The sequence below is a fragment of the Micromonospora sp. DT228 genome (assembly GCF_049841595.1).
Classification (GTDB): domain Bacteria; phylum Actinomycetota; class Actinomycetes; order Mycobacteriales; family Micromonosporaceae; genus Micromonospora.
On sequence record NZ_JBNCKO010000001.1, the window covers coordinates 161821 to 181932 of the forward strand.

Below are 20112 nucleotides of genomic sequence, written 5' to 3' on the forward strand. Positions count from 1 at the left end.
AGGCGGCGGCCCGGAAACACCTGCCCGTCGTCCTCGGTGATGACCACCCACGGGTGGACGCGGCCGACCCGGCCGGCCGATACCGTCGGGCAGGTGCCCACCCTCCTGCTGACCCGGCGACTGCGGCCGGTGGACCTGTACCTGGTGGACGCCGTGCTCGCCCTGGCCGTCGGTGGGCTCCTCTGCCCGTACGCGGCGTTGGCGTCGCCGCTGCACGGTGGCGTACGCGAGCCGCTCTGGGTGTCCATCCTGACCGGGCTCGCCCTCGGGCTGCCGTTGGCCGTCCGACGCCGGTGGCCGATCAGCGTCGCCGTGGCGATCAGCGGCGGCACCACAGTGGCGCTCGCCACCGGGGTGATTCCCAACTTCGCCGCCGCCGCACCGGCGTTCGCCATCGGCCTGTCCTTCTACACGGTGGCGGTGTCGACGGCCACGCGCCGGTCGGTGCTCTGCGCGGTCGGTTGTCTCGCTCTGGTCAGCGTCGGCCTGGTGCTGACCGCGGGTGACCTGTGGTCCCGGGCCGGGGGCGTCGCCTACGCGACCGTCATGATCGCGCCCGCCTGGTTGATCGGCTGGTTGCTTCGGGAGCGGCGCGCCCTCGCCGCCCGGCAGAGTGACCAGCGGGTCCATCAGGCCGCCACGGAGGAACGACTGCGGGTGGCGCGCGAGCTGCACGACGTGGTGGCGCACACGCTGAGCCTCATCGTGGTGAAGGCGGCCGTCGCCAACCACGTCGCCGAGGCCGATCCCCGGGAGGCGGGAGCCGCCCTGCGGGTGATCGAGGAGACCGGCCGCAACGCGCTCACCGACGTCCGCCGGGTGCTCGGCGTCCTGCGCGAGGGCACCCCGTACGCACCGACGCCCGGCCTGGACGAGCTGCCCGCGCTCGCCCGGCAGGCGGCGATCGGCGGCGTCGACGTCCAGCTCGACGTCCGACGCGACGAACCGGACGGTACGGTGCCCGAGTCGGTGGGCCTCGCGGTGTACCGGATCGTGCAGGAGGCGGTGACGAATGTGGTGAAGCACGCGGCGCCCGCCGCCTGCCGGGCTCTGGTGACAGTCACCTCCGACGAGGTACGGGTGGAGGTGACCGACGACGGCCGCCGTCCGGTCCTGCTCGGCGGCGAGGGGCACGGGTTGATCGGCATGCGGGAGCGGGTGGCGTTGCACGGTGGGGAGTTCCGGGCCGGTCCACGCGCCGACGGCGGTTACGCGGTGACGGCCAGCCTGCCCTACCGGGTGGCCGCGTGATCCGGGTGCTGATCGCCGACGACCAGGCGCTGCTGCGCGGCAGCTTCCGGCTGCTCGTCGATCTCGCCGGGGACTGCACGACGGTTGGCGAGGCGGGCACCGGCGTGGAAGCTGTCGCGTTGACCGGCCAGCATCGTCCGGACGTGGTGCTGATGGACGTCCGGATGCCGGAGATGGACGGCATCGAGGCGACCCGGCGGATCTGCGCCGACCCGGCGACGGCCGACACCCGGGTCATCATCCTGACCACGTTCGACCTGGACGAGTACGTCTACGGCGCGCTGCGCGCCGGCGCCAGCGGGTTCCTGCTGAAGGACACCCCACCGGCGGACCTGCTGACCGGGATCCGGGTGGTCGCCGCGGGTGAGGGGTTGCTCGCGCCGACGGTGACGCGCCGGCTGATCGACGAGTTCGCCCGGCGGGCGGAGCCGACCCGACCGTTGCCGCGCCACCTGGACGGGGTGACCGAGCGGGAACGGGAGGTGCTCACGCTCATCGCCCGCGGCCTGTCGAACGCGGAGTTGGCCGCGCGGCTCAACCTCAGCCCGGCGACGGTCAAGACGCACGTCGGGCGGTTGCTGACCAAGCTGGCGGTGCGGGACCGGGCGCAACTCGTCATCGTCGCCTACGAGACGGGGCTGGTGGGGCCGGGCGGCCTACGCTGAGCCGGTCGACCCGCACCCGAGGAGGAGCAATGACCCGGTACGTCGCCCTGCTGCGCGGGGTAAACGTCGGCACCACCCGGCTGGCGATGGCCGACCTGCGTCGGATCGTCACCGACCTCGGGCACGAGGAGGTCAAGACGTACCTGCAGAGCGGCAACGTGGCCTTCGGCAGCACGGTGCGGGACGCGGGGAAGCTGGCCGCCGGGATCGAGCGGGCGCTCGCCGACGAGCTGGCACTGAAAGTGCCGGTGCTGGTGCGCAGCGGCCGGGAGTTGGCGGCGGTGGCCGGCGGCAACCCGTACGCCGACCGGGAGGACGACCCGACGCGGCTGCTCGTGGCCTTCCTCGCCACCGCACCGAAGACGTCCATGGTGGACGCTCTCGCCGTGCCCGGCGGGGAGAACGTGTCGTTCACGGTGACCGGCCGGGAGGTCTTCCTGCACTTCGCCGACGGCGGTTACGGGCGGTCGAAGTTCACGAACGCGTACCTGGAGAAGAAGCTCGGCGTGGTGGCCACCACCCGCAACTGGAAGTCGGTGCGCGCCCTGGCGGAGCTGGCCGCCTCCTGACCCGGTGGGGCCGCGGTCTCGCGACCCCACCGGTGCTGCTCAGAAGTGGTACGCGGTCTCGTACTCGGGCACCAGCACCCGGCTGCGCGGCGAGATCCGGCGCACCGCCGCGATCATCTCGGTCAACCGGGTGCGGTCGGTCTCGGCGACCGTCGGCGGGTTCTCCAGCGGCGTCTCGAAGTTGTCGTAGTGCACGGGCACGATGACCTTCGGGTAGTCCAGGCCGGCCAGCAGCCGGGGCAGGTAGTCGCCGGTGGTGGTGGCGCTCTGCATGGCCACCATCGCCACGTCGGGCGCGAGCCCGGTGAGGTTGCGTTCGGCGACGTCGCTGGCCCCGGTGAAGTAAACCGACGGGCCGCCGTCGACCCGCAGCAGGAAGCCGAGCGTGTCGCCCTCGGGCAGGTCCGCGATGGTCGCCGGCTGCGGCGGCTGGGTCACCCGCACCCCGGGAAAGGCCACGGAGTACGACGGGTTGCGGCTGTGCAGCGAGCCGACCACCTCGACGCTGTGGTCGCCGAAGTCCAGCACCTCCCCACCCTTGACGACGCTGAGCTGCGTCGACGGCACCTCGTAGGCCAACCCCAGGTGGTACGCGGTGAGCGTGCCGAACACCCGTGCGCCGGTGCGCTTGGCGATGTGGGGCACGTCCATGAAGTGGTCCCAGTGCGTGTGCGTGACGAGCACCGTCGTGGCCTTGTCGACGCGCGGATCGATCACGTCGGCGCGCACGGTCAACGGGGTATCGGTCCTGAACGCCCCGGTGAACAGCCCGGTGTCGATCCGGCTGAGGAACGGGTCGACGAGAACTGTGCGGTCGGAGATGTCGACGCGCCAGCCGGCCGTACCCCACCAGCGGAAGCTGACCGCGCCCCTGCGGCGGGCGCTCGGCGTGGGCACGGCGGCCGGGGTCGTGGCCGGGGTGGCGGCCTGGGCCGGGGTGGCGGCGGCGAGGCCCCCGGCGGAGACGAGTGCGGTGGTGGCGGCGGCGTCGCGCAGGAAGCGACGGCGGTCGAGACTGGGCATGGCTCCCCCATGGTCGGGCGGTTTGTCGAGCACGAGCCAACCAGCGCCGCCCGGCTCCGGTCCAAGATCAGAGGCGGTCGGCTCCGATACGTCGCCGGATATCGGGCCAGCTCAGCCTCGGTGCGCCGAGGCTGCGGCGGGTGTGAAATCAGTCGCCGCGCAGCGCCTCGACAGCCGTCCGGGCGGCGTCCCCCATCGCCAGGTCCACGTCGATGCGGCGCGAGGCCAACCGGTCGGCGCGGGCAAAGACGGCGATCGCGTACCGGCCGCCATCGGGGTATTCCGCGACCCCGGCCTCCAGGTGCAGGCCGGGCAGCGTGCCGGTCTTGCCGGAGACCCGGACGCCGGGCGGGAACCCGGCGGCGAGCCGGGTCCAGAAGATCTGCCGGGCCATCCAGGTGCGGACCATCGCGCACGCCGCCGCCGGCCCGGCCTCGTCCCGCCAGATCAACGTGAGCAGCCGGGTGATCTCCCGGGCCGTGCTGGAGGTGGTGCGCTCGGGGTCGAAGACCCGCATCGCCCGGACCCGGTCCGCCGACAACGTGGGGAAGATCCGGGCGAAGTCCGCCTCGGTCCGCGCGCCCACGTCGGTGAGCATCATCTCGACCAGTTCCCGGGGACCGCCGAGGACACGGGTACGGGTCAACCCCAACTCGGCGGCGAGCATCGGCAGCAGGTCCGGTCCGACCCGGCGCAGCAGCAGGTCGGCGGCCGTGTTGTCGGTGACCGACATGGCGAAGTACGCGAGGTCGCGCAGCGACACCTCGGCGTCGTCGGCGCAGCCGGCCAGGCCCCACCCGCCCAGCCGGTCGTCGGCGGTGACCAGGACCCGTTCGGTGGGGTCCAGTTGGCCGGCCTCGACCTGCCGGGCGAACTCCAGCACCAAGAGGATCTTGAAGATCGAGGCGATCACCACCTGCTCGTCGGCCCGCACCCCGACCTCCGGACCGCCGTCGCCGCTGCCGACGCCGACGCCGTCGCCGTCGCCGCTGCCGCCGACGCCGAGTCCGACGGTCAGGTCCGCGGCGTCCAGGTCGACGGCGTGCAGGCTGGCCGTCACCCCCACGGCGGCGAAGATGGCCTCGATGCGCTCGCTGACGTCCACGCCAGCACGGTATCCAGCGGCACCGGGCCGGCGCTGGCGTAGGGTCCGGCCGTGGATCTGCTCCGGCACCTGCGGCACTTCGTGGTGGTCGCACACGAGTTGCACTTCGGGCGGGCCGCCGAGCTGCTCGGGATGGCCCAGCCGCCCCTGAGCCAGTCGATCCAGCGCCTGGAACGGGAGCTGACCGTCGAGCTGTTCGACAGGTCCCGCCGCCAGGTACGCCTCACCACGGCCGGTGAGCTGCTCCTCGGTGAGGCGGAGGAACTGCTCGCCGGCGCTGGTCGGCTGCGGCATCTGATGCGGCAGGTCCGCGCGGGTGAGCTGGGCGTACTCCGGGCCGGTGTGCCGCCGGAGACGCCCGCGGTGACGCTGCGCGCGCTGCTGGACGGGCTCACCACCCGGGCGCCCGGCCTGGACGTGGAGCTGCACGAGCTGACCACCGCCGAGCAGGCCCGGATGCTCGGCGAGCGGACGCTTGACGTGGGGCTCGTGCACCACCCGGTGACGGCGGACGGGCTGCGTTTCGGCACTCCGGTGGACGTACCCCTCGGGGTGTTGCTGCCGCGTGCCTCGCCGCTGGCCCGCGGCCGTACGGTGGCACTGGCGTCGCTTGCCGATCTGGATCTGGTGACCGCGCCCCGGGCGACCGCGCCCGGCTGGCACGACCACCTGCTGACGGTGTGCCGCCAGCAGGGTTGGCGCCCGGCCCGGGTCCGGCCGGCCCGCAACCCGGAGTTCCTCTTCGGGCTGGTGCTCGCCGGAGGCGCGGTGGCCGTGGAACCGGCGGCGGTGGCGCGTCGGGAGCCCCGGATCGCCTGGCTGCCGGTCACCGGCGCGTCGCTGGTCAGGCGTACCTCGGCGGCCTGGCCGGACCGGTCGGCGCACCCGGCGGCGTCGATGTTCGGGCAGCTCGCCGCCGAGGTGCTCGCCGACGCCGAGCCCGTCGCGTCCGCGCCCGCGCCGGTGCCGGCGGCCCGGCCCTGGCCGGTGCTCTTCGACACGACCGGGTGAACGGGTCGGGCGTTGCCCTCGTCACCCCGGGTTGGCCGGTGGATCGGCCTGCACTCGGGTATGGATGACAGGCAACGAAGACGACGCGGAGGAGCCGCAATGGCCAACACCATTCCTGACATCAGCCTGAACGACGGCACCACGATTCCGCAGCTCGGCTTCGGCGTGTTCCAGATCGAGCCGAAGGACACCGTCGCGGCGGTGACGACGGCGCTGGAGACGGGCTACCGGCACATCGACACCGCCGAGATGTACGGCAACGAGGCCGAGGTCGGCGAGGCGGTCCGCGTGTCCGGCCTCGATCGGGGTTCGGTCTACGTGACGAGCAAGCTGAACAACGGCTTCCACCGCCCCGACGACGCCCGCCGGGCGTTCGACTCGACGCTCGCGGCGCTGAAGATGGACTACATCGACCTGTTCCTGATCCACTGGCCGTTGCCGACCCTGTACGACGGTGACTACGTCTCGACCTGGAAGGTGCTGGAGGAGTTCCAGCGCGACGGCCGCGCCCGCTCGATCGGCGTGTCGAACTTCCAGGTGGCCCACCTGCGGCGGCTGGCCGACGAGGCGAGCGTGGTGCCGGCGGTGAACCAGATCGAGGCGCACCCCTACTTCGGTAACGAGGAGGTCCGCGCCTACGGTCGCGAGCACAACATCCTCACCGAGGCGTGGTCGCCGATCGCGCAGGGCAAGGTGCTCGACGACCCGACGGTTGTCGACCTCGCCGAGCAGGTCGGCCGGACCCCGGCACAGGTGGTGCTCCGCTGGCACGTGCAGCGCGGCGACATCATCTTCCCGAAGTCGACCACCCCGAAGCGGATCGAGGAGAACACCCGGATCTTCGACTTCGAGCTGGACGACACGGCGATGGAGCGGATCACCGCGCTGGACAAGGGCGAGGCCGGGCGGACCGGCCCGAACCCGGACACCTTCGCCTACCTGCCCAACTGACCCGAGCCGCCGGCGCCATACCGCAGGGCCATCACGTGGCTCTGCGGTATGGCGCTCACCGGCGAGGTCAGGACCCGACGCGCTCGGCGATGCGGCGGAACACCGCGTGGGTCGGCGATCCGGGCTCGGCGACGTAGACGATCATCCGCTGGTCGGTCTCCGGCACCAGCAGGACGCGGCACTCGAACTCCAACGGCCCCAGGTCAGGGTGCGGCACCCGCTTGACGACCGGACGACGTTCCTCGACGTCGTGCTCCGCCCAGAGCTGAGCGAACCGGGGTGAGGTGCCGAGCAGCTCGGTGACCAGGTCGCGGATCGCCGGGTCGGCCGGGTAGCGCCCGTAGGCGGCCCGCAGGTCCGCGACCGTGCCGCGCACGAATCGGATCACCTCGGCGTCGGTCCAGTGCGCGCTTGTCGTCGGCTGCCGGAACGTCCAGCGGATCATGTTGCGGTCCGCGTCCGACACGGCCGCGAGATCCCCCACGAAGTACGTGGCCAGGCGGTTCCAGGCCAGCACGTGGTACGCGGCATCGACGAGGTACGCCGGAGTTTCGCTCATCGCGTCGAGCAGGTGCTGCAGGCCGGGCGGCACCTCCCGGCTCGGCCCACGCACCGGCGTCGGGTTCTCCCCGGCGATCCGGAACAGGTACTCGCGCTCGTCGCGGCTCAGCAGCAGCGCGCGTGCCATCGAGGCGAGCACCTGCCGGGACGGGTGCGGCCCGCGGCCCTGCTCCAGCCGGATGTAGTAGTCGATCGACATCCCGGCGAGCTGGGCGACCTCCTGCCGGCGCAGGCCGGGAGTGCGTCGGCGTACCCCGTCGGGAAGGCCGACCTCGGCGGGGCTCAGCCGGGCGCGGCGGGCGCGCAGGAACGCCGCCAGTGCGTCGCGCCGCAGGCCGTTGCTCGACATGCCTCCAGCATGCACCGGAACGGGTCCACAAGGGTGGTACCGCTGATACCAGCCTCGGGGAGTCCCTCCCCGGAACCCGCCGGCGGGGACAGGCTCGACGGCATGACGAACATGATCGCCCTGATCACCGGGGCCAACAAGGGGATCGGCTTCGCCACCGCCCGCCAGCTCGGCGCCCTCGGGATGACCGTGCTGGTCGGCGCGCGGGACGCCGAACGCGGCCGGGCGGCGGAACGGGAGCTGCGCGACGGCGGCGCGGACGCGCGGTTCGTGCCGCTGGACGTCACCGACGCCGAGTCGGTGGCCGCCGCCGCGAAACTGGTGGAGACGGAGTACGGCCGGCTGGACGTCCTCGTCAACAACGCCGGCATCGTCCTCGCCGACGGCGAGCGAGGGCTGCCCAGCGACACGACTGTGGCGACGCTGCTGCGGGTGTACGAGACGAACGTGGGCGGGGTGGTGACCGTGACGAACGCGCTGCTGCCGCTGCTGCGCCGGTCCCCCGCGGCCCGGATCGTCAACGTCTCCAGCGATGTCGGCTCGATCGCGGCGATGACCAACCCGGCGAGCGCGCTGTTCGCGCTGACCTCCGTGCCGTACCCGTCGTCGAAGGCGGCGCTGAACATGCTCACCGCCATGTACGCCAAGGAGCTGCGGGACACCCCGATCAAGGTGAACGCGGCGAACCCCGGCTACTGCGCCACCGACTTCAACAGCCACCACGGCTTCCGGAGCGCCGAGCAGGGCGCCGAGGTGAGCACGCACCTGGCGACGTTGCCGGCCGACGGCCCGACCGGGCTGCTCTGGGGTTTCCAGATGGACGCCGGCGGTGGTTACGGGGTGCTGCCCTGGTGACCGAACGCTTGACCTGGAGCGCACTCCAGCCGTCAGGGTGATCCTCGGGCGCCCACCGGCAGGGCGCACGGAAGGAGATCCCCATGCGGTACCGCACGATCGGCACCGACCCGGCGACCCGGCGCGAGGTCAGCGTGCTCAGCCTCGGGGCCATGCTGTTCGGCAGCGCCACCGACGAGGCCACCTCGTACGCGATCCTCGACAGGTACGTCGAGGCCGGCGGCACGTTCATCGACACCTCGGACAACTACGCGTTCTGGGTGGACGGGTCGCAGGGCGGCCAGAGTGAGGAGCTGCTCGGCCGGTGGCGGCGCAGCCGGGGCATCGGCACCGAGATCGTCATCGCCACCAAGCTGGGCGCCCGCCCGCTGGCCCCCGGCACCAGCTACCTGGACAACGCCGAGGGCCTGTCGGCGAAGGTGATCCGCGAGTCGGCGGAGCGCAGCCGCGACCGGCTCGGCGTGGACCGGCTGGACCTGCTCTACGCGCACATCGAGGACCGGACGGTGCCGCTCGCGGAGACCGTGGAGGGCTTCGCCGAGCTGGTCGCCGAGGGCACTGTGGGTCTGCTGGGCGCGAGCAACCACCGCGCGTGGCGGGTGGAGCGGGCTCGCGCGCTCGCCGCCGCCGCCGGCCTGCCGGGGTACGAGGTGCTCCAGTATCACCGCAGTTACCTGCCCAACCGCACCGACCTGGTCAGCGAGCTGGATCCGGACGGCGAGCCGGGAGGCGTCGGCGGTGACCTGCTCAGCTATCTGCGCGCCGAGCCCGAGCTGACCCTGGTGGCGTACTCGCCGCTGCTCAAGGGGGCGTTCACCCGGGCGGACAAGCCGCTCACCGCCGCGTACGACCTGCCGAGCGCACCCCGCCGGCTGGCCGTGTTGCGGGAGGTGGCCGGGCAGACCGGCGCGACTGTCAACCAGGTGGTCCTGGCCTGGTTGCTGGGCGGTGACCTGCCGTCCATCCCGCTTGTGGGCGCCTCCTCGGTGGCGCAGCTCGAGGAGAGCCTGGCAGCTGTCGACCTGGAGCTGACCGCCGAGCAACGGCACCGCCTCGACACCACCTGGTGACCCGTCACCGGCCGCACCGCCGACCTCACCTCCCGGTCGGTGGTGCGGTCAGGTCGAGCTGCCAGTCGTTGGCACGCATCATCCGCCCCGGCGGGTATTCGAAACCGGTCTCACCGAGCAGCGTGAACCCGGCCTTGCGGCAGACCGCGTTCGAGGCGGGGTTGTCGACCGAAGGGTAGGCGTGGGCGTGGCGGTGGGTCCGCCGGGCGCGGGCCACGTCGACAACCGCGCGCACCGCCGCCGTGGCCAGCCCCTGCCCCCGGTACGCGGGCAGCACCGCCCAGCCCATCTCGTAGACCTGCTGCTCCCGCCACTGCCGGGACCAGTAGGCGACGCTGCCCACCCGCGCGCCATCCGGTAGGACCAGGACGAACATGCAACCCTGACCGTCGTCGGCGAAGTGCACGTAACGCTCGTGCCGGGCGAGCACCTGCTCGTCGGTCTCCGGGCCGCCGGTGTGCCTGCGCATCTCCGGGGTGTTGAGCCGCCGCAGCAGGTCGAGATCCTCCTCGCGCCACGGGTCGATGCGTACCTGAGCCATCCCACTCCCCTGTTCGTCGACCCCAGTCAAGCCGATCCCCACCGACATTCCACCCCGAAACGCCGCCCGCTAGATCGGATCTAGCGGGCGGCTGGCGACGGTCTCGCGCCCTGTGGGTGGGAGGAGGTGGCGATGACGACACCGTTGCGGGTCGCCGTGATCATCGGCAGCACCCGGGAGGGGCGCGCCGGTGACCGGGTCGCCCACTGGTTCGTCGACCAGGCCGTGCGGCACGACGACCTGGCGGTGACTGTCGTTGACCTGTCCGAGTACGACTTCCCGGGCCGACACCCCGCCGAGCCGACCCCGTCCATCCGGGCGTTCGTCCGCGAGGTGGGCCGGGCGGAGGCGTTCGTCGTGGTCACCCCCGAGTACAACCACAGCTTCCCGGCACCCTTGAAACAGGCAATCGACTACGCGTACGACGAGTGGCAGGCCAAACCGGTCGGCTTCGTGGCGTACGGCTGTCGGTCCACCGGTCGGCACGCGGTCGACCAGCTACGCGTGGTCTTCACCGCGCTGCACGCGATGACGGTACGTGACGTCGTTGGGATCGACCTGCTCGCCGACGAGCCGGCGCCGCAGCGCACCGACGAGGTGCGCCGCGACGCCGGCGTCCTGCTCGACCAGCTCCGCTGGTGGGGTCTGGCCCTGCGCGACGGCCGGGCCGCCCGGCCGTACGTCTCCTGAAGAGAACATCACACCGAAAGGTACGAATCATGAGTAGACGCACCACCGGCCTGGCCATCGAGGCCGAGGGACTGACCCGCTCGTTCGGGGACACCCGGGCGCTGGCCGGCATCGACCTCCAGGTGCCCGCCGGCACTGTCTACGGCCTGCTCGGCCCGAACGGGGCGGGCAAGACCACAGCAGTCCGGGTACTCGCGACGTTGCTGCGCCCGGACGGGGGCTCGGCCCGGGTGTTCGGCCACGACGTGGTCACCGATGCCGACAAGGTCCGTTCCCGGGTCAGCCTCACCGGCCAGTACGCCTCCGTCGACGAGGACCTGACCGGTACGGAGAATCTGGTGCTCCTCGGCCGGCTGCTCGGCCTGCGCAAGCCGGCCGCCCGGGAGCGCGCGGCGGCCCTGCTCGCCGCGTTCGGTCTGACCGAGGCGAGTGACCGGCAGGTCAAGAAGTACTCGGGTGGGATGCGGCGGCGCATCGACATCGCCGCCAGCATCCTCAACACCCCCGACCTGCTCTTCCTCGACGAACCGACGACGGGCCTCGACCCGCGCAGCCGCAACCAGGTGTGGGAGATCATCCGGGCGGTGGTGTCGCACGGCACGACGGTCCTGCTGACGACCCAGTACCTCGACGAGGCCGACCAGCTCGCCGGCCGGATCGCGGTCGTCGACCACGGCCGGGTGATCGCCGAGGGCACCCCGGGTGAGCTGAAGTCGTCGGTCGGCTCCGGCACCGTCCACCTGCGACTGCGCGATCCCGACCGGCGGCCCGAGGCGGAGAAGCTGCTTCGGGAGGCACTCGGCGTGCCCGTGCAGCTCGCCGCCGATCCGGTGGCGTTGACCGCCCGGGTCGGCGAGGCCGGCACCGACCTCGATGCCAGTGCCCAGGCCTCCCGCGCGCTCGGCGAGCTGGCCCGCGCCGGCATCGTCGTGGACAACTTCTCCCTCGGCCAGCCGAGTCTCGACGAGGTCTTCCTGGCCCTGACCGATCACCCGGCCGTGCCGGCCGACGAGCGCGACAACGAGCTGGAGGCCGCCCGATGAGCGACACCACGACCACCACTACCGAACGGGCGCCGACTGTCTACGTCCCGTCCGCCGAGGCGCTGGCGACCGTGCTCGCGCCCGGTGCTCGACCACACCGACCGAGCGCGCTGGGCGCGTCGCTCACCTTCGGCTGGCGGGCCATGCTGAAGATCAAGCACGTCCCGGAGCAGCTCTTCGACGTGACCGCGTTCCCGATCATCATGGTGCTGATGTTCACGTACCTGTTCGGCGGCGCCCTCGCCGGCAGTCCTCGCGAATACCTGCAGTTCTTCCTGCCCGGCATCATGGTGACAAGCGTCGTGATGATCACCATGTACACGGGTGTCGGCCTCAACACCGACATCGAGAAGGGCATCTTCGACAGGTTCCGGACGCTGCCCGTCTGGCGTCCCGCCGCCCTGGTCGGCATGATCTTCGGCGACGTGCTGCGCTACATCCTCGCCGCCCTGGTGATCCTGGGCCTGGGGCTGGCGCTCGGGTTCCGCCCCGCCGGCGGGGTGGTCGGTGCGGCCGTCGGGATCGGGCTGCTCGTGGTCTTCTCGTTCGCGTTCTCCTGGGTGTGGACGTTCTTCGGGCTGATCCTGCGCAGCGAGAAGTCGGTGATGGGGGTCAGCATGATGGTGCTGTTCCCGTTGACGTTCCTGAGCAACGTCTTCGTCGAGCCGAGCACCATGCCCGGCTGGCTCCAGGCGTTCGTGAAGGTCAACCCGGTGACGCAGCTGGTGGCCTCGATCCGCGGGGCGATGAGCGGCGAGTCGGACCCGACGGCCACGATGTGGCTGCTGCTGTGGAGCGCCGGCTTCGTGCTCGTCTTCGGCAGCCTGACCATGTACAAGTACAACCGCCGCTGACCCTCACCCGCATTGCCCTTCGCGATCTTGCACTTACTGTCCCGACAAGGGTGACGAATCCACCTGAGTCGACGACAGAAAGTGCAAGATCGCGGCGGGTGGGGCTGGGGTCAGAGCCGCCAGGGTAGGGGCTCGGAGGGCAGGTAACGGCAGGTGGTGCCGGTGCAGACGGATTCGCGCAGGTGGCTGGCGAGCGCTGGATGCCGCTCGTCGAGCTTGCGCAGCGTGTCCCGGATCCGCGCGGTCACCGTCTTGCGGGCCCGCTCGGCCTCGTCGCCCAGTCGGCGGGTCCGGCCGGCCAGCCCGGCCGCGGCGCGCAGCTCGTCGAGCAGCGCATCCCGTTCACCGTCAAGCGCGGCCACCTTCCGGTCGTCGTCGCGCGCGGCGGCCCGGTCGATCTCCTCGTCGAGACGTGCCAGGTGTTGCCGGTAACGGGCCTTCGCCTCGTCGTCGAGGACCGGATCGGCACCCAGCCGGCGGGCGGCGACCAACTCCGGGCCGGCGGCCGGGTCGAGCAACTCCACCGCCGGCACGTCGCTGCCCGGCCGACCCAGCAACAGGTGCAGATCACGCAGACCCTTGGCGTCGGGCAGGTGCACCACCGACCCGGCGTACCCGAGTTGCCAGACCGGCCCGTCGCGCCGAAACTCGTACCCCTCGTCGACCGGCCCGTCTAGTGCGGCCCGGCCTGCGCCGACCAGCCCGACACCCGGGCCCGGCGCGACATGCTGGCCCGGCCCGACATGCTGGCCCGGCCCGACGCCATGACCCGGCGCGACATGCTGGCCTGGCCCGATGGCCGCGGTCGGGCCGACGGCCTGGCCCGGGGCGACGACCTGGTGTGCGGTGGCGGTGGGCCTCCCGGCCGCGTCGGTGGAGGTCGGGTCGAGCCGGTGGAGCACCTGCGTCATGCCGAGAGCCGTTGCTTCCCGGGCGGTGGTGGCGCGCAGCGCGGCAAGCATCGGGGCGTCGGCCGGGTCACCCCGCCGGGCGAGGGCGTTCGCCAGGCCGGCGCGGGCGATGAGCGACCAGGGGCGGGAGCCCAGTCGGTTGGCGGAGTCACGCGCGGCGGTGAAGCCGGCGATGGCGTCGTCCCAGCGCTGTTCGGCGGCATCGACAAGCGCCAGCCAGTGGTCGACGGGTCCGCTGATGTCGCAGCCGAACAACCCCACCGTCCACTCTCCGCGGTGCGGGGCGAGCGCGGCCCGCGCGGCGTCGCAGCGGTGCGGGTCGGCGGACGCCGCGGCGGCCTGCGCGCGTAACCGTAGCCAGAGCGGCGACACGGGGCGCGGGTACCTGATGCAGGCGGCCTCGATGCCGGCGGTCAGCCGGACCGCCGTCTCGTCGTCGCCACGCTCCGCCGCGGTGATCGCCCGCAGCAACTCCCGGTAGGGGTAGTCGACCGGGGCCAGGCCGTCCAGCAGGGTGTCGGCCTCGTCGTGCCGGCCCTGCAGCAGCAGCCGGGACCACCGCAGGTGATGGCCCATGAAGCCGAACTCGGCATCACCCAGGCCGGTGAGGTCGGCGAACCTCTCGTCGGCCTCGACGAAGTCCCCTCGGAAAGCCGCGATGATCCCGCTGTCGACGGTCGCCGCCATCCGGTGCCGGGCGAGGTCGCCCCGCCGGTCGACGCTGACGAAGGTGGTGAACTCCTCGTTGAAGCGGGGATCGCCCAATTCCAGCAACGCCACCCAGCGCAGCGAGGTGGCCCACAACTCCGTCTCGCGGTCACCCGTCCGGCGCGCCACGTCGCGGATCTCGGCGGTCAGCGCGGCACGGGTCGCCGCGGTGCCCAGCCCCCAGGTGGTGTCGTGGCGGGCCCAGAGGCTGAAGGTCAGCGCCTCGTCGTCGCGCCCTCGACGGGCGATCGACTCGGTGGCGGTGATCAGGTCGGCGATCAGCGCGCCGACCGACGCGTCGGGGCCCGGTTCGCCGATCAGCCGCCGGTACGCCTCGCGGACCAACTCGGCCGCCTCGATCGAGTCGGCGGTCTCCACCTGACGGGCGCGGTTGACGATGAGCGCGACCCGGGCCAGCAGGGCCGGGTCATCGAGGGTGCGGGCCAGCGTCCCGGCCTCGGTGAGCAGGCGCCCGGCCTCCTCCCGGCCGGCGTGGTGGTATTGCGCCTCACCGAACTCGACGAGGATCCGTACCCGTTGCGGCAGGTCCTCGACGACCTCGAGCGCCCGGCGGTAGTGCACCGCGGCCTCGTCGGTGGCGAGCCGGGCGAACGCCTCGCGGCCGGCGGCCACCAGCAGCGTGGCCACCCGGGCCCGGTCGAGCGCCGGGCCGGCGAGGTAGGCGTGCCGGGCGAGGTCGGCCGGGATCAGCAGGTCGGTGAGCTCCCGCAGGTCGTCGACCGCCCGGACCACGGTGCCGTGCCGGGCCTGCCGGTCGTCGTCGGTCAGCCCGTCGTAGAGCGTCTCGCGGACCAGGTCGTGGGCGAACGCGAACCGGCCGCCGCCCCGGGCGACCACCAACCGGGCGGTCACCGCACGGTCGAGCAGCCTGTCGACCTGCGCCACGGGGGCGCTCACGCAGGCCGCGAGGACCTGGCGGTGGAACTCGCGACCCAGCACGGCGGCGACGGTGAGCGCCTCGACCACGGGCGGCGGCAGTTGGGCCAGGCGACGCCGCACCGCTTCCCGTACGCCGGGCGCGATCGTGTCCGCGGCGTCGTCGGCGTGCCACAGCCGGGCGGTCTGCTCGATGAAGAACGGGTTGCCGCCGGTGCGCTGGTGCACCTCGTCGACGAGGCCGGCGTCCGGCTCCCGCCCGGCGGTCCGTGTCATGAGCGCGGCCACCTCGTCCCGGGAGAGCCCGGTGAGGGTGATGGTGGTGGCCTTCGCGACAAGCGGCATCAGCAGCGGACGGAGCGGGTGCTCCTCCGACTCGACCTCGGCGTCGCGGTAGGTGCCGATCAGCAGGAGTCGCTCGAACCAGGTGTGCTGGGCGGCGAAGCTCAGCAGCCGCAGTGAGGCCGGATCGGCCCAGTGCAGGTCGTCGAGGATGACCACGACCGGCCGGTGCTGGGAGACCGCGACAAGTGCGGCGGTCACCCCGTCGTACAGGGCGAACGCCTCCTGGTCGGCGACGCCCGGGCCGGCGTCGACGCTGGCCCAACCGGTCAGGCGCTCGGCCTGCTCCTTGCTGGCGTCGGACTCGCCGAGCAGCGCTGTGAGGGCCGGCTCGGCGACCTGCCGCGCCACCGCCCAGTCGTCGGCGGAGCGCCGTAGGCCGCGCAGCACCTGCACCCACGGCCAGTAGCCGGGGGCGCTGTCGGAATCCCAGCAGGCGGCCCCGAGCACCAGCGCGCCACGTTGCCGGGCCTCCCGCGCCGCCGACGTGACAAGTGTCGTCTTGCCGATGCCCGGCTCGCCGGTGACCAGGGCGAGGCCGCCGTGGCTGGTGGCGGCCCGGTCCAGCTCGGCGCGCAGCAGACCCGCGGGGTGATCCCGCCCGATGATGGCGTCGCCGCGCCGCGCGTCCATGGTTCCCAGACGGTACTGGAACCCTCCGACACCGGGCGTCGAGATTTGACAGTGCCATAGCTAGCGGTTATCTATTAGCGGTCTATTCGAGGGGTGTGCCGGGGTGCAGGACGTGGTGCTGGCCATGCTGGCCAAGGAGCCGGCGCACGGGTACGAGCTGCGCAGCCGGATGCGGAACGCGCTCGGCCCGCTCGGGGAGTCGATGAACGCGGGGCAGGTCTACGTGACGCTGGCCCGGTTGGCGAAGGCCGGCCTGGTGACCTCCGAGCAGGCCGAGGGCCTGCCGGACCGGCCCGACCGACGGGTCTACGCGTTGACCCCGGCCGGACAGCAGCGGGTGGCCGGCTGGCTGACCGAGGTGAGCTGGCCCAAGCCGGACCTCACCGAGTTCCACCTGAAGCTGGTCGCCGCCGCGGCTGCCCGGTTGGCCGATCCGGTGGCGTTGGTGGACGCGCAACGTCGTGAGGTGCTGCGCCGGCTGCGTGACGCGCAACGGGCGGCGTTGGAGCGGTCGGTGGATCCGATTGCCGGGTTGCTGCTGGAGGGCGTCGTGTTGCGGCTGCGGGCTGATCTGGAGTGGCTGGAGGCGTGTGAGCGCATGTGGTCCGAACGTGATCGAGCTGGACGGAAGGCGGGGGCATGACCGGGTCGATGGCCGTGCGGACGCGTGGGCTGAGCAGGTGGTACGGCTGGGACAACGCGTTGGTACGCGCGGTCGACGAGGTCGACCTGGACGTGCCCGCCGGCCAGACGTTGGCGATCATGGGTCCGAGCGGGTGCGGTAAGTCGACCCTGCTGCACCTGCTGGGCGGGCTACAGCGCCCCACCGACGGCGAGGTGTGGCTGGCCGACCGCCGGATCGACACGATGAGCGAGCGCGCTCTCGCCCGACTGCGGCGCGACACCATCGGTCTCGTCTTCCAGTCCTTCCACCTCATGGACGAACTCACCGCGGTGGAGAACGTCGAGATGGCCGCCCTGCTGGCCGGGTGGTCGCCGGGTCGCGCTCGGCGGCGCGCCCTGCACCTGCTCGACCAGGTCGGGCTGGCCGACCGCGCCACGCACCTCCCCTCGGCACTCTCCGGCGGCCAGCGCCAACGCGTCGCCATCGCCCGCGCTCTGAGCAACGAGCCGCAGGTCGTCTTGGCCGACGAGCCGACCGGCAATCTGGACACCGCCGCCACCCTGGAGGTGCTGCGACTGTTCGAGGAGTTGCGCACCACCGGGCAGACCCTCGTGGTGGTCACGCACGACGCCCGCATCGCGGCGGTCGCCGACCGGGTGATCTCCATGCGGGACGGAGCCTTCGCCGACGACAGCCTCCTCACCGGCACCGGCACCGGCACCGTCTACGGCGGGGTGCGCTGACGTGGCTGGCCGTCTGCTGCTCATCTGGCGGCTGCTGATCCGGGGCCTGCGTCAGCACCGGACCGAGAACGTGCTGCTGCTGGTCGCCATCACCGCCGCGACCGCGACGCTGACTCTCGGCCTCGCCCTCAACGAACTCGTCACCCGCCCGTACGAGCGCACCCAGGCCGCCACCGCCGGGCCCGACCTGGTGGTGGAGCCGGGCTTCACCGGTCCGCAGGCCCTCGACGCGCTCGCCCCGCTGGCGACCCTGCCCGGCGTCACCGAGCACAGCGGCCCCTTCCCGCTGGCCTTCCTGGCACTGACCGCCCACGACACCACCGTCCGGGTCATCGTCGAGGGCCGTGACCAGGCGCCCGCCGCCGTCGACAGGCCCGCGGTGACCGACGGCACCTGGGTACGCCCCGGCGGCGTCGTCATCGAACGCACCTTCGCCGAGGCTCTCGACGTGCACACCGGCGACACGGTCACCATCAACGGCCACCCGTTGCGGGTGACCGGCTTCGCGGTCACCGCCGCCCGTGCCGTGTACCCACAGGTCCACTGGCACTTTCCGGGCGGGAACCTGGTGGAGAAGGGCGGCCTGGTCTGGGTCGATCACCGTGACATCACCACCCTCGCCGGCGACCAGCCGCTGTCGTACACCCTGAACCTCAAGCTGGTCGACCCACAGGCCGGCGCCCAGGTCGTCGGACGGTCAGCCGACGATCCCCGTTTCCGCGGCTGGATCTTCCGGTCAGCGGGCGACATCGCCACCAGCAGCGGCCGGCAGAACAGGCAGGCGGAGACGGCTCTGACGGTCGGCAGTTGGTTACTGACCGGCCTCGCGATCGTCGGCGTCGCCGGCATCGTCGCGGGCCGAGTCATCGCCCGGCGTCGCCGGGTGGGGCTGCTCAAGGCCGTAGGCGCCGGGCCGGGCGTGATCGCCGCCGTGCACCTGGCCGAATACCTCGTGCTCGGGTTCGCCGCCGCCGGGGCCGGCCTGGCCACCGGATGGTTCGCGGCGCCCCTGCTGTTTCGTCCCAGCCCTGGATTCATCGGCTCCGTCGACGTGCACCCGCCGCTTCGCATGGTGGTCACCGCCACCACGTTCGCTCTCGCGATCGCCGTCGCGGCGACCCTGGGACCGGTGCTCCGCGCCGCGGCCACCAGCACCATCCACGCGTTGGCCGACGCCCCCACGCCAGCGCGCCGCCGACGGTTGGTCATCTGGCTGTCGCGCCGGCTGCCCACCGCGCTCCTGATCGGCGTACGCATCAACGCGCGACGGCCGCACCGTGCCCGCCTCGTCACCATGAACACCCTGATCACCACGACCGCGATCGCCGCCGTCCTCGCGATCCTGGCGCAGGACGACGACCCACTGAATCTCGGCTACTCGGAACTCCCCGACCCCCGCAACGAGCGAACCCTCCAGGCCATGCTCATCGTCGCCGGGGTGGCCTGTTTCCTCGCGCTGCTCAACGCCATCGTGAGCACCTGGACGGCAGTGCTCGAAACCCGGCACCCGCTGGCGGTCGCCCGCGCGCTCGGCGCGACACCTGCCCAGGCCGGTATGGGCATGGCGGTGGCGCAGCTCCTACCCGCAGTGCCCGGCGTCGTCGCCGGGATCCCCGTCGGCACCGGGCTGTACCTGTTCTTCGACGGCGACCGATATCCGCCCGCTTCCTGGGCCCTCACCGCGGCACTCGGAGTCCTGCTCGCGGTGGCCCTGATCACCGCCATCCCCGCGCTGGCCGCCGCACGCCGTCCGGTCGCGGACACCCTCCGGTCCGTGGCGACCTGACCACGGCAGACGGCCGCTCCGGCGGGCAGCGCAGAACCCAGGTGCGCCTGGCGTCGCCCGCCGGGCGGCCCCATCACACCCTAACCTTCCCTATCCCGGTATCATGGGGAACGATGAAGGAAGACATGTACTCGGTTGAGCAGGTCGCCGACCGGCTCGGGTTGCACGTGCGGACGGTGCGCGGCTATATCCGCTCCGGGCGGCTGCGGGCCGTCCGAATTGGCAAGCAGTACCGGATCGCCGCCCCGGACCTCGACGCGCTCACCGGGCAGACCCGCGCTCCCACGGCCACCGGGCTAGCGGAGGTGTCGAGCATCGTGCAGATCGACGGTGTCGACCGGGCCGCCGCCGACCGACTCGGCACGCTCGTGCTCACCAGCGCCAACACCGCCCACGACCAGGCCAACCCGCTGCGGGTGCAGACGGTGCACGACGAGCAACGCCACCGCATGAAGATCATCATCTTGGGCGCCCCGGCCGACACCGCCGAACTGCTGCACCTGCTCGACGCCGTCCTCAACGCCGACAACGGCCTGCTCGACCGGGAGGTCCACGATGCCTGACGAGATCCAGGAACGCGCCGGCGTGCAGGTGTTGGTCTGCGACCCGGCCGGCCCACCCCTGGCCACCGAGCAGGACGCGCTGGACCTGATCGGTGCGGCGTTCCTCGGCGCCCAGGTGGTCGCCGTGCCGGCCAATCGACTCGACGAACGCTTCTTCTCGCTGGGCACCCGCTTCGCCGGCGACGTGATGCAGAAGTTCGTCAACTACCGGCTGCGGCTGGCCGTCGTCGGCGACATCTCGGCTCAGCTCGCGGAGAGTGCCGCGTTGCGCGCCCTGGTGCACGAGTCGAACCAGGGTGGGCACATCTGGTTTCTCCCCGACCTCGACGCGCTCGACGCCCGCCTCCGCGCCGCGCGATAGCCACC

20 protein-coding genes are annotated in these 20112 nt (G+C 72.4%); 15 read left to right on the forward strand and 5 right to left on the reverse strand.

Going from position 1 to position 20112, the window contains the following annotated elements; all coding sequences use genetic code 11:
• Nucleotides 1–93: 93 nt before the first annotated feature.
• From ACLQ29_RS00670 to ACLQ29_RS00680, 3 genes are read left to right on the forward strand one after another with little or no spacing between them, the layout of a single operon-like run.
• Nucleotides 94–1251: a sensor histidine kinase gene (locus ACLQ29_RS00670; protein WP_425769718.1), complete on the forward strand. Its 1158-nt coding sequence runs from the start codon at nt 94–96 to the stop codon at nt 1249–1251.
• Nucleotides 1248–1916: a response regulator gene (locus ACLQ29_RS00675; protein ID WP_393366871.1), complete on the forward strand. Its 669-nt coding sequence runs from the start codon at nt 1248–1250 to the stop codon at nt 1914–1916. The genes ACLQ29_RS00670 and ACLQ29_RS00675 overlap by 4 nt, the downstream gene beginning before the upstream one ends.
• 29 nt (nt 1917–1945) lie before the next feature.
• The gene (locus ACLQ29_RS00680) at nt 1946–2485 is read left to right on the forward strand and encodes a DUF1697 domain-containing protein (protein ID WP_425769719.1); all 540 of its coding nucleotides are present in this window, start codon (nt 1946–1948) and stop codon (nt 2483–2485) included.
• 39 nt (nt 2486–2524) lie between these two features.
• Here ACLQ29_RS00680 and ACLQ29_RS00685 read toward each other — a convergent pair whose 3' ends face one another.
• Together ACLQ29_RS00685 and ACLQ29_RS00690 are read right to left on the reverse strand one after the other, a co-directional pair.
• Nucleotides 2525–3508 (reverse strand): MBL fold metallo-hydrolase, encoded by a 984-nt coding sequence (locus tag ACLQ29_RS00685; protein WP_425769720.1) that lies wholly within the window; start codon nt 3506–3508, stop codon nt 2525–2527.
• Between the two features lie 148 nt (nt 3509–3656).
• A complete protein-coding gene (locus tag ACLQ29_RS00690) occupies nt 3657–4613 on the reverse strand; it encodes a serine hydrolase (protein WP_425769721.1) in 957 nt (318 codons plus the stop codon).
• A 51-nt stretch (nt 4614–4664) separates the two neighbouring features.
• Between ACLQ29_RS00690 and ACLQ29_RS00695 the strand changes: the two genes are divergently transcribed.
• Both ACLQ29_RS00695 and ACLQ29_RS00700 read left to right on the forward strand, forming a co-directional pair.
• Nucleotides 4665–5624 (forward strand): LysR substrate-binding domain-containing protein, encoded by a 960-nt coding sequence (locus tag ACLQ29_RS00695; RefSeq protein WP_425769722.1) that lies wholly within the window; start codon nt 4665–4667, stop codon nt 5622–5624.
• A 99-nt stretch (nt 5625–5723) separates the two neighbouring features.
• Nucleotides 5724–6575: an aldo/keto reductase gene (locus tag ACLQ29_RS00700; RefSeq protein ID WP_425769724.1), complete on the forward strand. Its 852-nt coding sequence runs from the start codon at nt 5724–5726 to the stop codon at nt 6573–6575.
• A 67-nt stretch (nt 6576–6642) separates the two neighbouring features.
• On the opposite strand, the gene ACLQ29_RS00705 is transcribed toward ACLQ29_RS00700, so the two are convergent.
• On the reverse strand, nt 6643–7485 hold the full coding sequence (locus tag ACLQ29_RS00705; RefSeq protein ID WP_425769725.1) for a helix-turn-helix transcriptional regulator: 843 nt from the start codon (nt 7483–7485) through the stop codon (nt 6643–6645).
• Nucleotides 7486–7587: 102 nt separating this feature from the next.
• Here ACLQ29_RS00705 and ACLQ29_RS00710 point away from each other — a divergent pair, with 102 nt between their 5' ends.
• Complete coding sequence (locus ACLQ29_RS00710; protein ID WP_425769726.1) at nt 7588–8340, forward strand: SDR family oxidoreductase; 753 nt, start codon at nt 7588–7590, stop codon at nt 8338–8340.
• Nucleotides 8341–8423: 83 nt separating this feature from the next.
• A complete protein-coding gene (locus ACLQ29_RS00715) occupies nt 8424–9410 on the forward strand; it encodes an aldo/keto reductase (RefSeq protein ID WP_425769727.1) in 987 nt (328 codons plus the stop codon).
• A gap of 25 nt (nt 9411–9435) precedes the next feature.
• Here the strand turns inward: ACLQ29_RS00715 and ACLQ29_RS00720 are convergent, their stop codons facing one another.
• Nucleotides 9436–9951, reverse strand: a complete 516-nt coding sequence (locus ACLQ29_RS00720) for a GNAT family N-acetyltransferase (RefSeq protein WP_425769728.1) — start codon at nt 9949–9951, stop codon at nt 9436–9438.
• Nucleotides 9952–10083: 132 nt separating this feature from the next.
• Between ACLQ29_RS00720 and ACLQ29_RS00725 the strand changes: the two genes are divergently transcribed.
• The 3 genes from ACLQ29_RS00725 to ACLQ29_RS00735 are packed head-to-tail and all read left to right on the forward strand — an operon-like array spanning nt 10084 to nt 12538.
• Nucleotides 10084–10641 carry an NADPH-dependent FMN reductase gene (locus ACLQ29_RS00725; RefSeq protein ID WP_425769729.1) on the forward strand — a complete coding sequence of 186 codons (558 nt, stop codon included), beginning with the start codon at nt 10084–10086 and terminating at the stop codon, nt 10639–10641.
• A 29-nt stretch (nt 10642–10670) separates the two neighbouring features.
• The gene (locus tag ACLQ29_RS00730; protein WP_425769730.1) at nt 10671–11684 is read left to right on the forward strand and encodes an ATP-binding cassette domain-containing protein; all 1014 of its coding nucleotides are present in this window, start codon (nt 10671–10673) and stop codon (nt 11682–11684) included.
• On the forward strand, nt 11681–12538 hold the full coding sequence (locus ACLQ29_RS00735; RefSeq protein ID WP_425769731.1) for an ABC transporter permease: 858 nt from the start codon (nt 11681–11683) through the stop codon (nt 12536–12538). The genes ACLQ29_RS00730 and ACLQ29_RS00735 overlap by 4 nt, the downstream gene beginning before the upstream one ends.
• Before the next feature lie 110 nt (nt 12539–12648).
• On the opposite strand, the gene ACLQ29_RS00740 is transcribed toward ACLQ29_RS00735, so the two are convergent.
• A complete protein-coding gene (locus ACLQ29_RS00740; RefSeq protein ID WP_425769732.1) occupies nt 12649–16029 on the reverse strand; it encodes an ATP-binding protein in 3381 nt (1126 codons plus the stop codon).
• 103 nt (nt 16030–16132) lie between these two features.
• Between ACLQ29_RS00740 and ACLQ29_RS00745 the strand changes: the two genes are divergently transcribed.
• The 5 genes from ACLQ29_RS00745 (at nt 16133) to ACLQ29_RS00765 (ending at nt 20107) form a co-directional block, all read left to right on the forward strand.
• Nucleotides 16133–16672, forward strand: coding sequence for a PadR family transcriptional regulator (locus tag ACLQ29_RS00745; RefSeq protein ID WP_425769733.1), 540 nt, complete (start codon nt 16133–16135; stop codon nt 16670–16672).
• Nucleotides 16669–17397 carry an ABC transporter ATP-binding protein gene (locus ACLQ29_RS00750; RefSeq protein WP_425769734.1) on the forward strand — a complete coding sequence of 243 codons (729 nt, stop codon included), beginning with the start codon at nt 16669–16671 and terminating at the stop codon, nt 17395–17397. Before ACLQ29_RS00745 ends, ACLQ29_RS00750 begins: the two co-directional genes overlap by 4 nt.
• A 1-nt stretch (nt 17398) precedes the next feature.
• Entirely contained in the window at nt 17399–19183 is a 1785-nt protein-coding gene (locus tag ACLQ29_RS00755) for an FtsX-like permease family protein (RefSeq protein ID WP_425769735.1), read from the forward strand.
• Between the two features lie 113 nt (nt 19184–19296).
• Nucleotides 19297–19746, forward strand: coding sequence for a helix-turn-helix domain-containing protein (locus ACLQ29_RS00760; RefSeq protein ID WP_425769736.1), 450 nt, complete (start codon nt 19297–19299; stop codon nt 19744–19746).
• Entirely contained in the window at nt 19739–20107 is a 369-nt protein-coding gene (locus ACLQ29_RS00765) for a DUF4180 domain-containing protein (protein ID WP_425769737.1), read from the forward strand. The genes ACLQ29_RS00760 and ACLQ29_RS00765 overlap by 8 nt, the downstream gene beginning before the upstream one ends.
• Nucleotides 20108–20112 lie beyond the last annotated feature (5 nt).

Excerpts from the sequence above, each read along its gene's own strand:
- ACLQ29_RS00705 (WP_425769725.1), bottom strand. The coding sequence starts at position 7,485 with ATGTCGAGCAACGGCCTGCGGCGCGACGCACTGGCGGCGTTCCTGCGC.
- ACLQ29_RS00710 (WP_425769726.1), top strand. The coding sequence starts at position 7,588 with ATGACGAACATGATCGCCCTGATCACCGGGGCCAACAAGGGGATCGGC.
- ACLQ29_RS00680 (WP_425769719.1), top strand. The coding sequence starts at position 1,946 with ATGACCCGGTACGTCGCCCTGCTGCGCGGGGTAAACGTCGGCACCACC.
- ACLQ29_RS00685 (WP_425769720.1), bottom strand. The coding sequence starts at position 3,508 with ATGCCCAGTCTCGACCGCCGTCGCTTCCTGCGCGACGCCGCCGCCACC.
- ACLQ29_RS00730 (WP_425769730.1), top strand. The coding sequence starts at position 10,671 with ATGAGTAGACGCACCACCGGCCTGGCCATCGAGGCCGAGGGACTGACC.
- ACLQ29_RS00735 (WP_425769731.1), top strand. The coding sequence starts at position 11,681 with ATGAGCGACACCACGACCACCACTACCGAACGGGCGCCGACTGTCTAC.
- ACLQ29_RS00700 (WP_425769724.1), top strand. The coding sequence starts at position 5,724 with ATGGCCAACACCATTCCTGACATCAGCCTGAACGACGGCACCACGATT.
- ACLQ29_RS00720 (WP_425769728.1), bottom strand. The coding sequence starts at position 9,951 with ATGGCTCAGGTACGCATCGACCCGTGGCGCGAGGAGGATCTCGACCTG.
- ACLQ29_RS00740 (WP_425769732.1), bottom strand. The coding sequence starts at position 16,029 with ATGGACGCGCGGCGCGGCGACGCCATCATCGGGCGGGATCACCCCGCG.
- ACLQ29_RS00760 (WP_425769736.1), top strand. The coding sequence starts at position 19,297 with ATGAAGGAAGACATGTACTCGGTTGAGCAGGTCGCCGACCGGCTCGGG.
- ACLQ29_RS00750 (WP_425769734.1), top strand. The coding sequence starts at position 16,669 with ATGACCGGGTCGATGGCCGTGCGGACGCGTGGGCTGAGCAGGTGGTAC.
- ACLQ29_RS00715 (WP_425769727.1), top strand. The coding sequence starts at position 8,424 with ATGCGGTACCGCACGATCGGCACCGACCCGGCGACCCGGCGCGAGGTC.
- ACLQ29_RS00725 (WP_425769729.1), top strand. The coding sequence starts at position 10,084 with ATGACGACACCGTTGCGGGTCGCCGTGATCATCGGCAGCACCCGGGAG.
- ACLQ29_RS00765 (WP_425769737.1), top strand. The coding sequence starts at position 19,739 with ATGCCTGACGAGATCCAGGAACGCGCCGGCGTGCAGGTGTTGGTCTGC.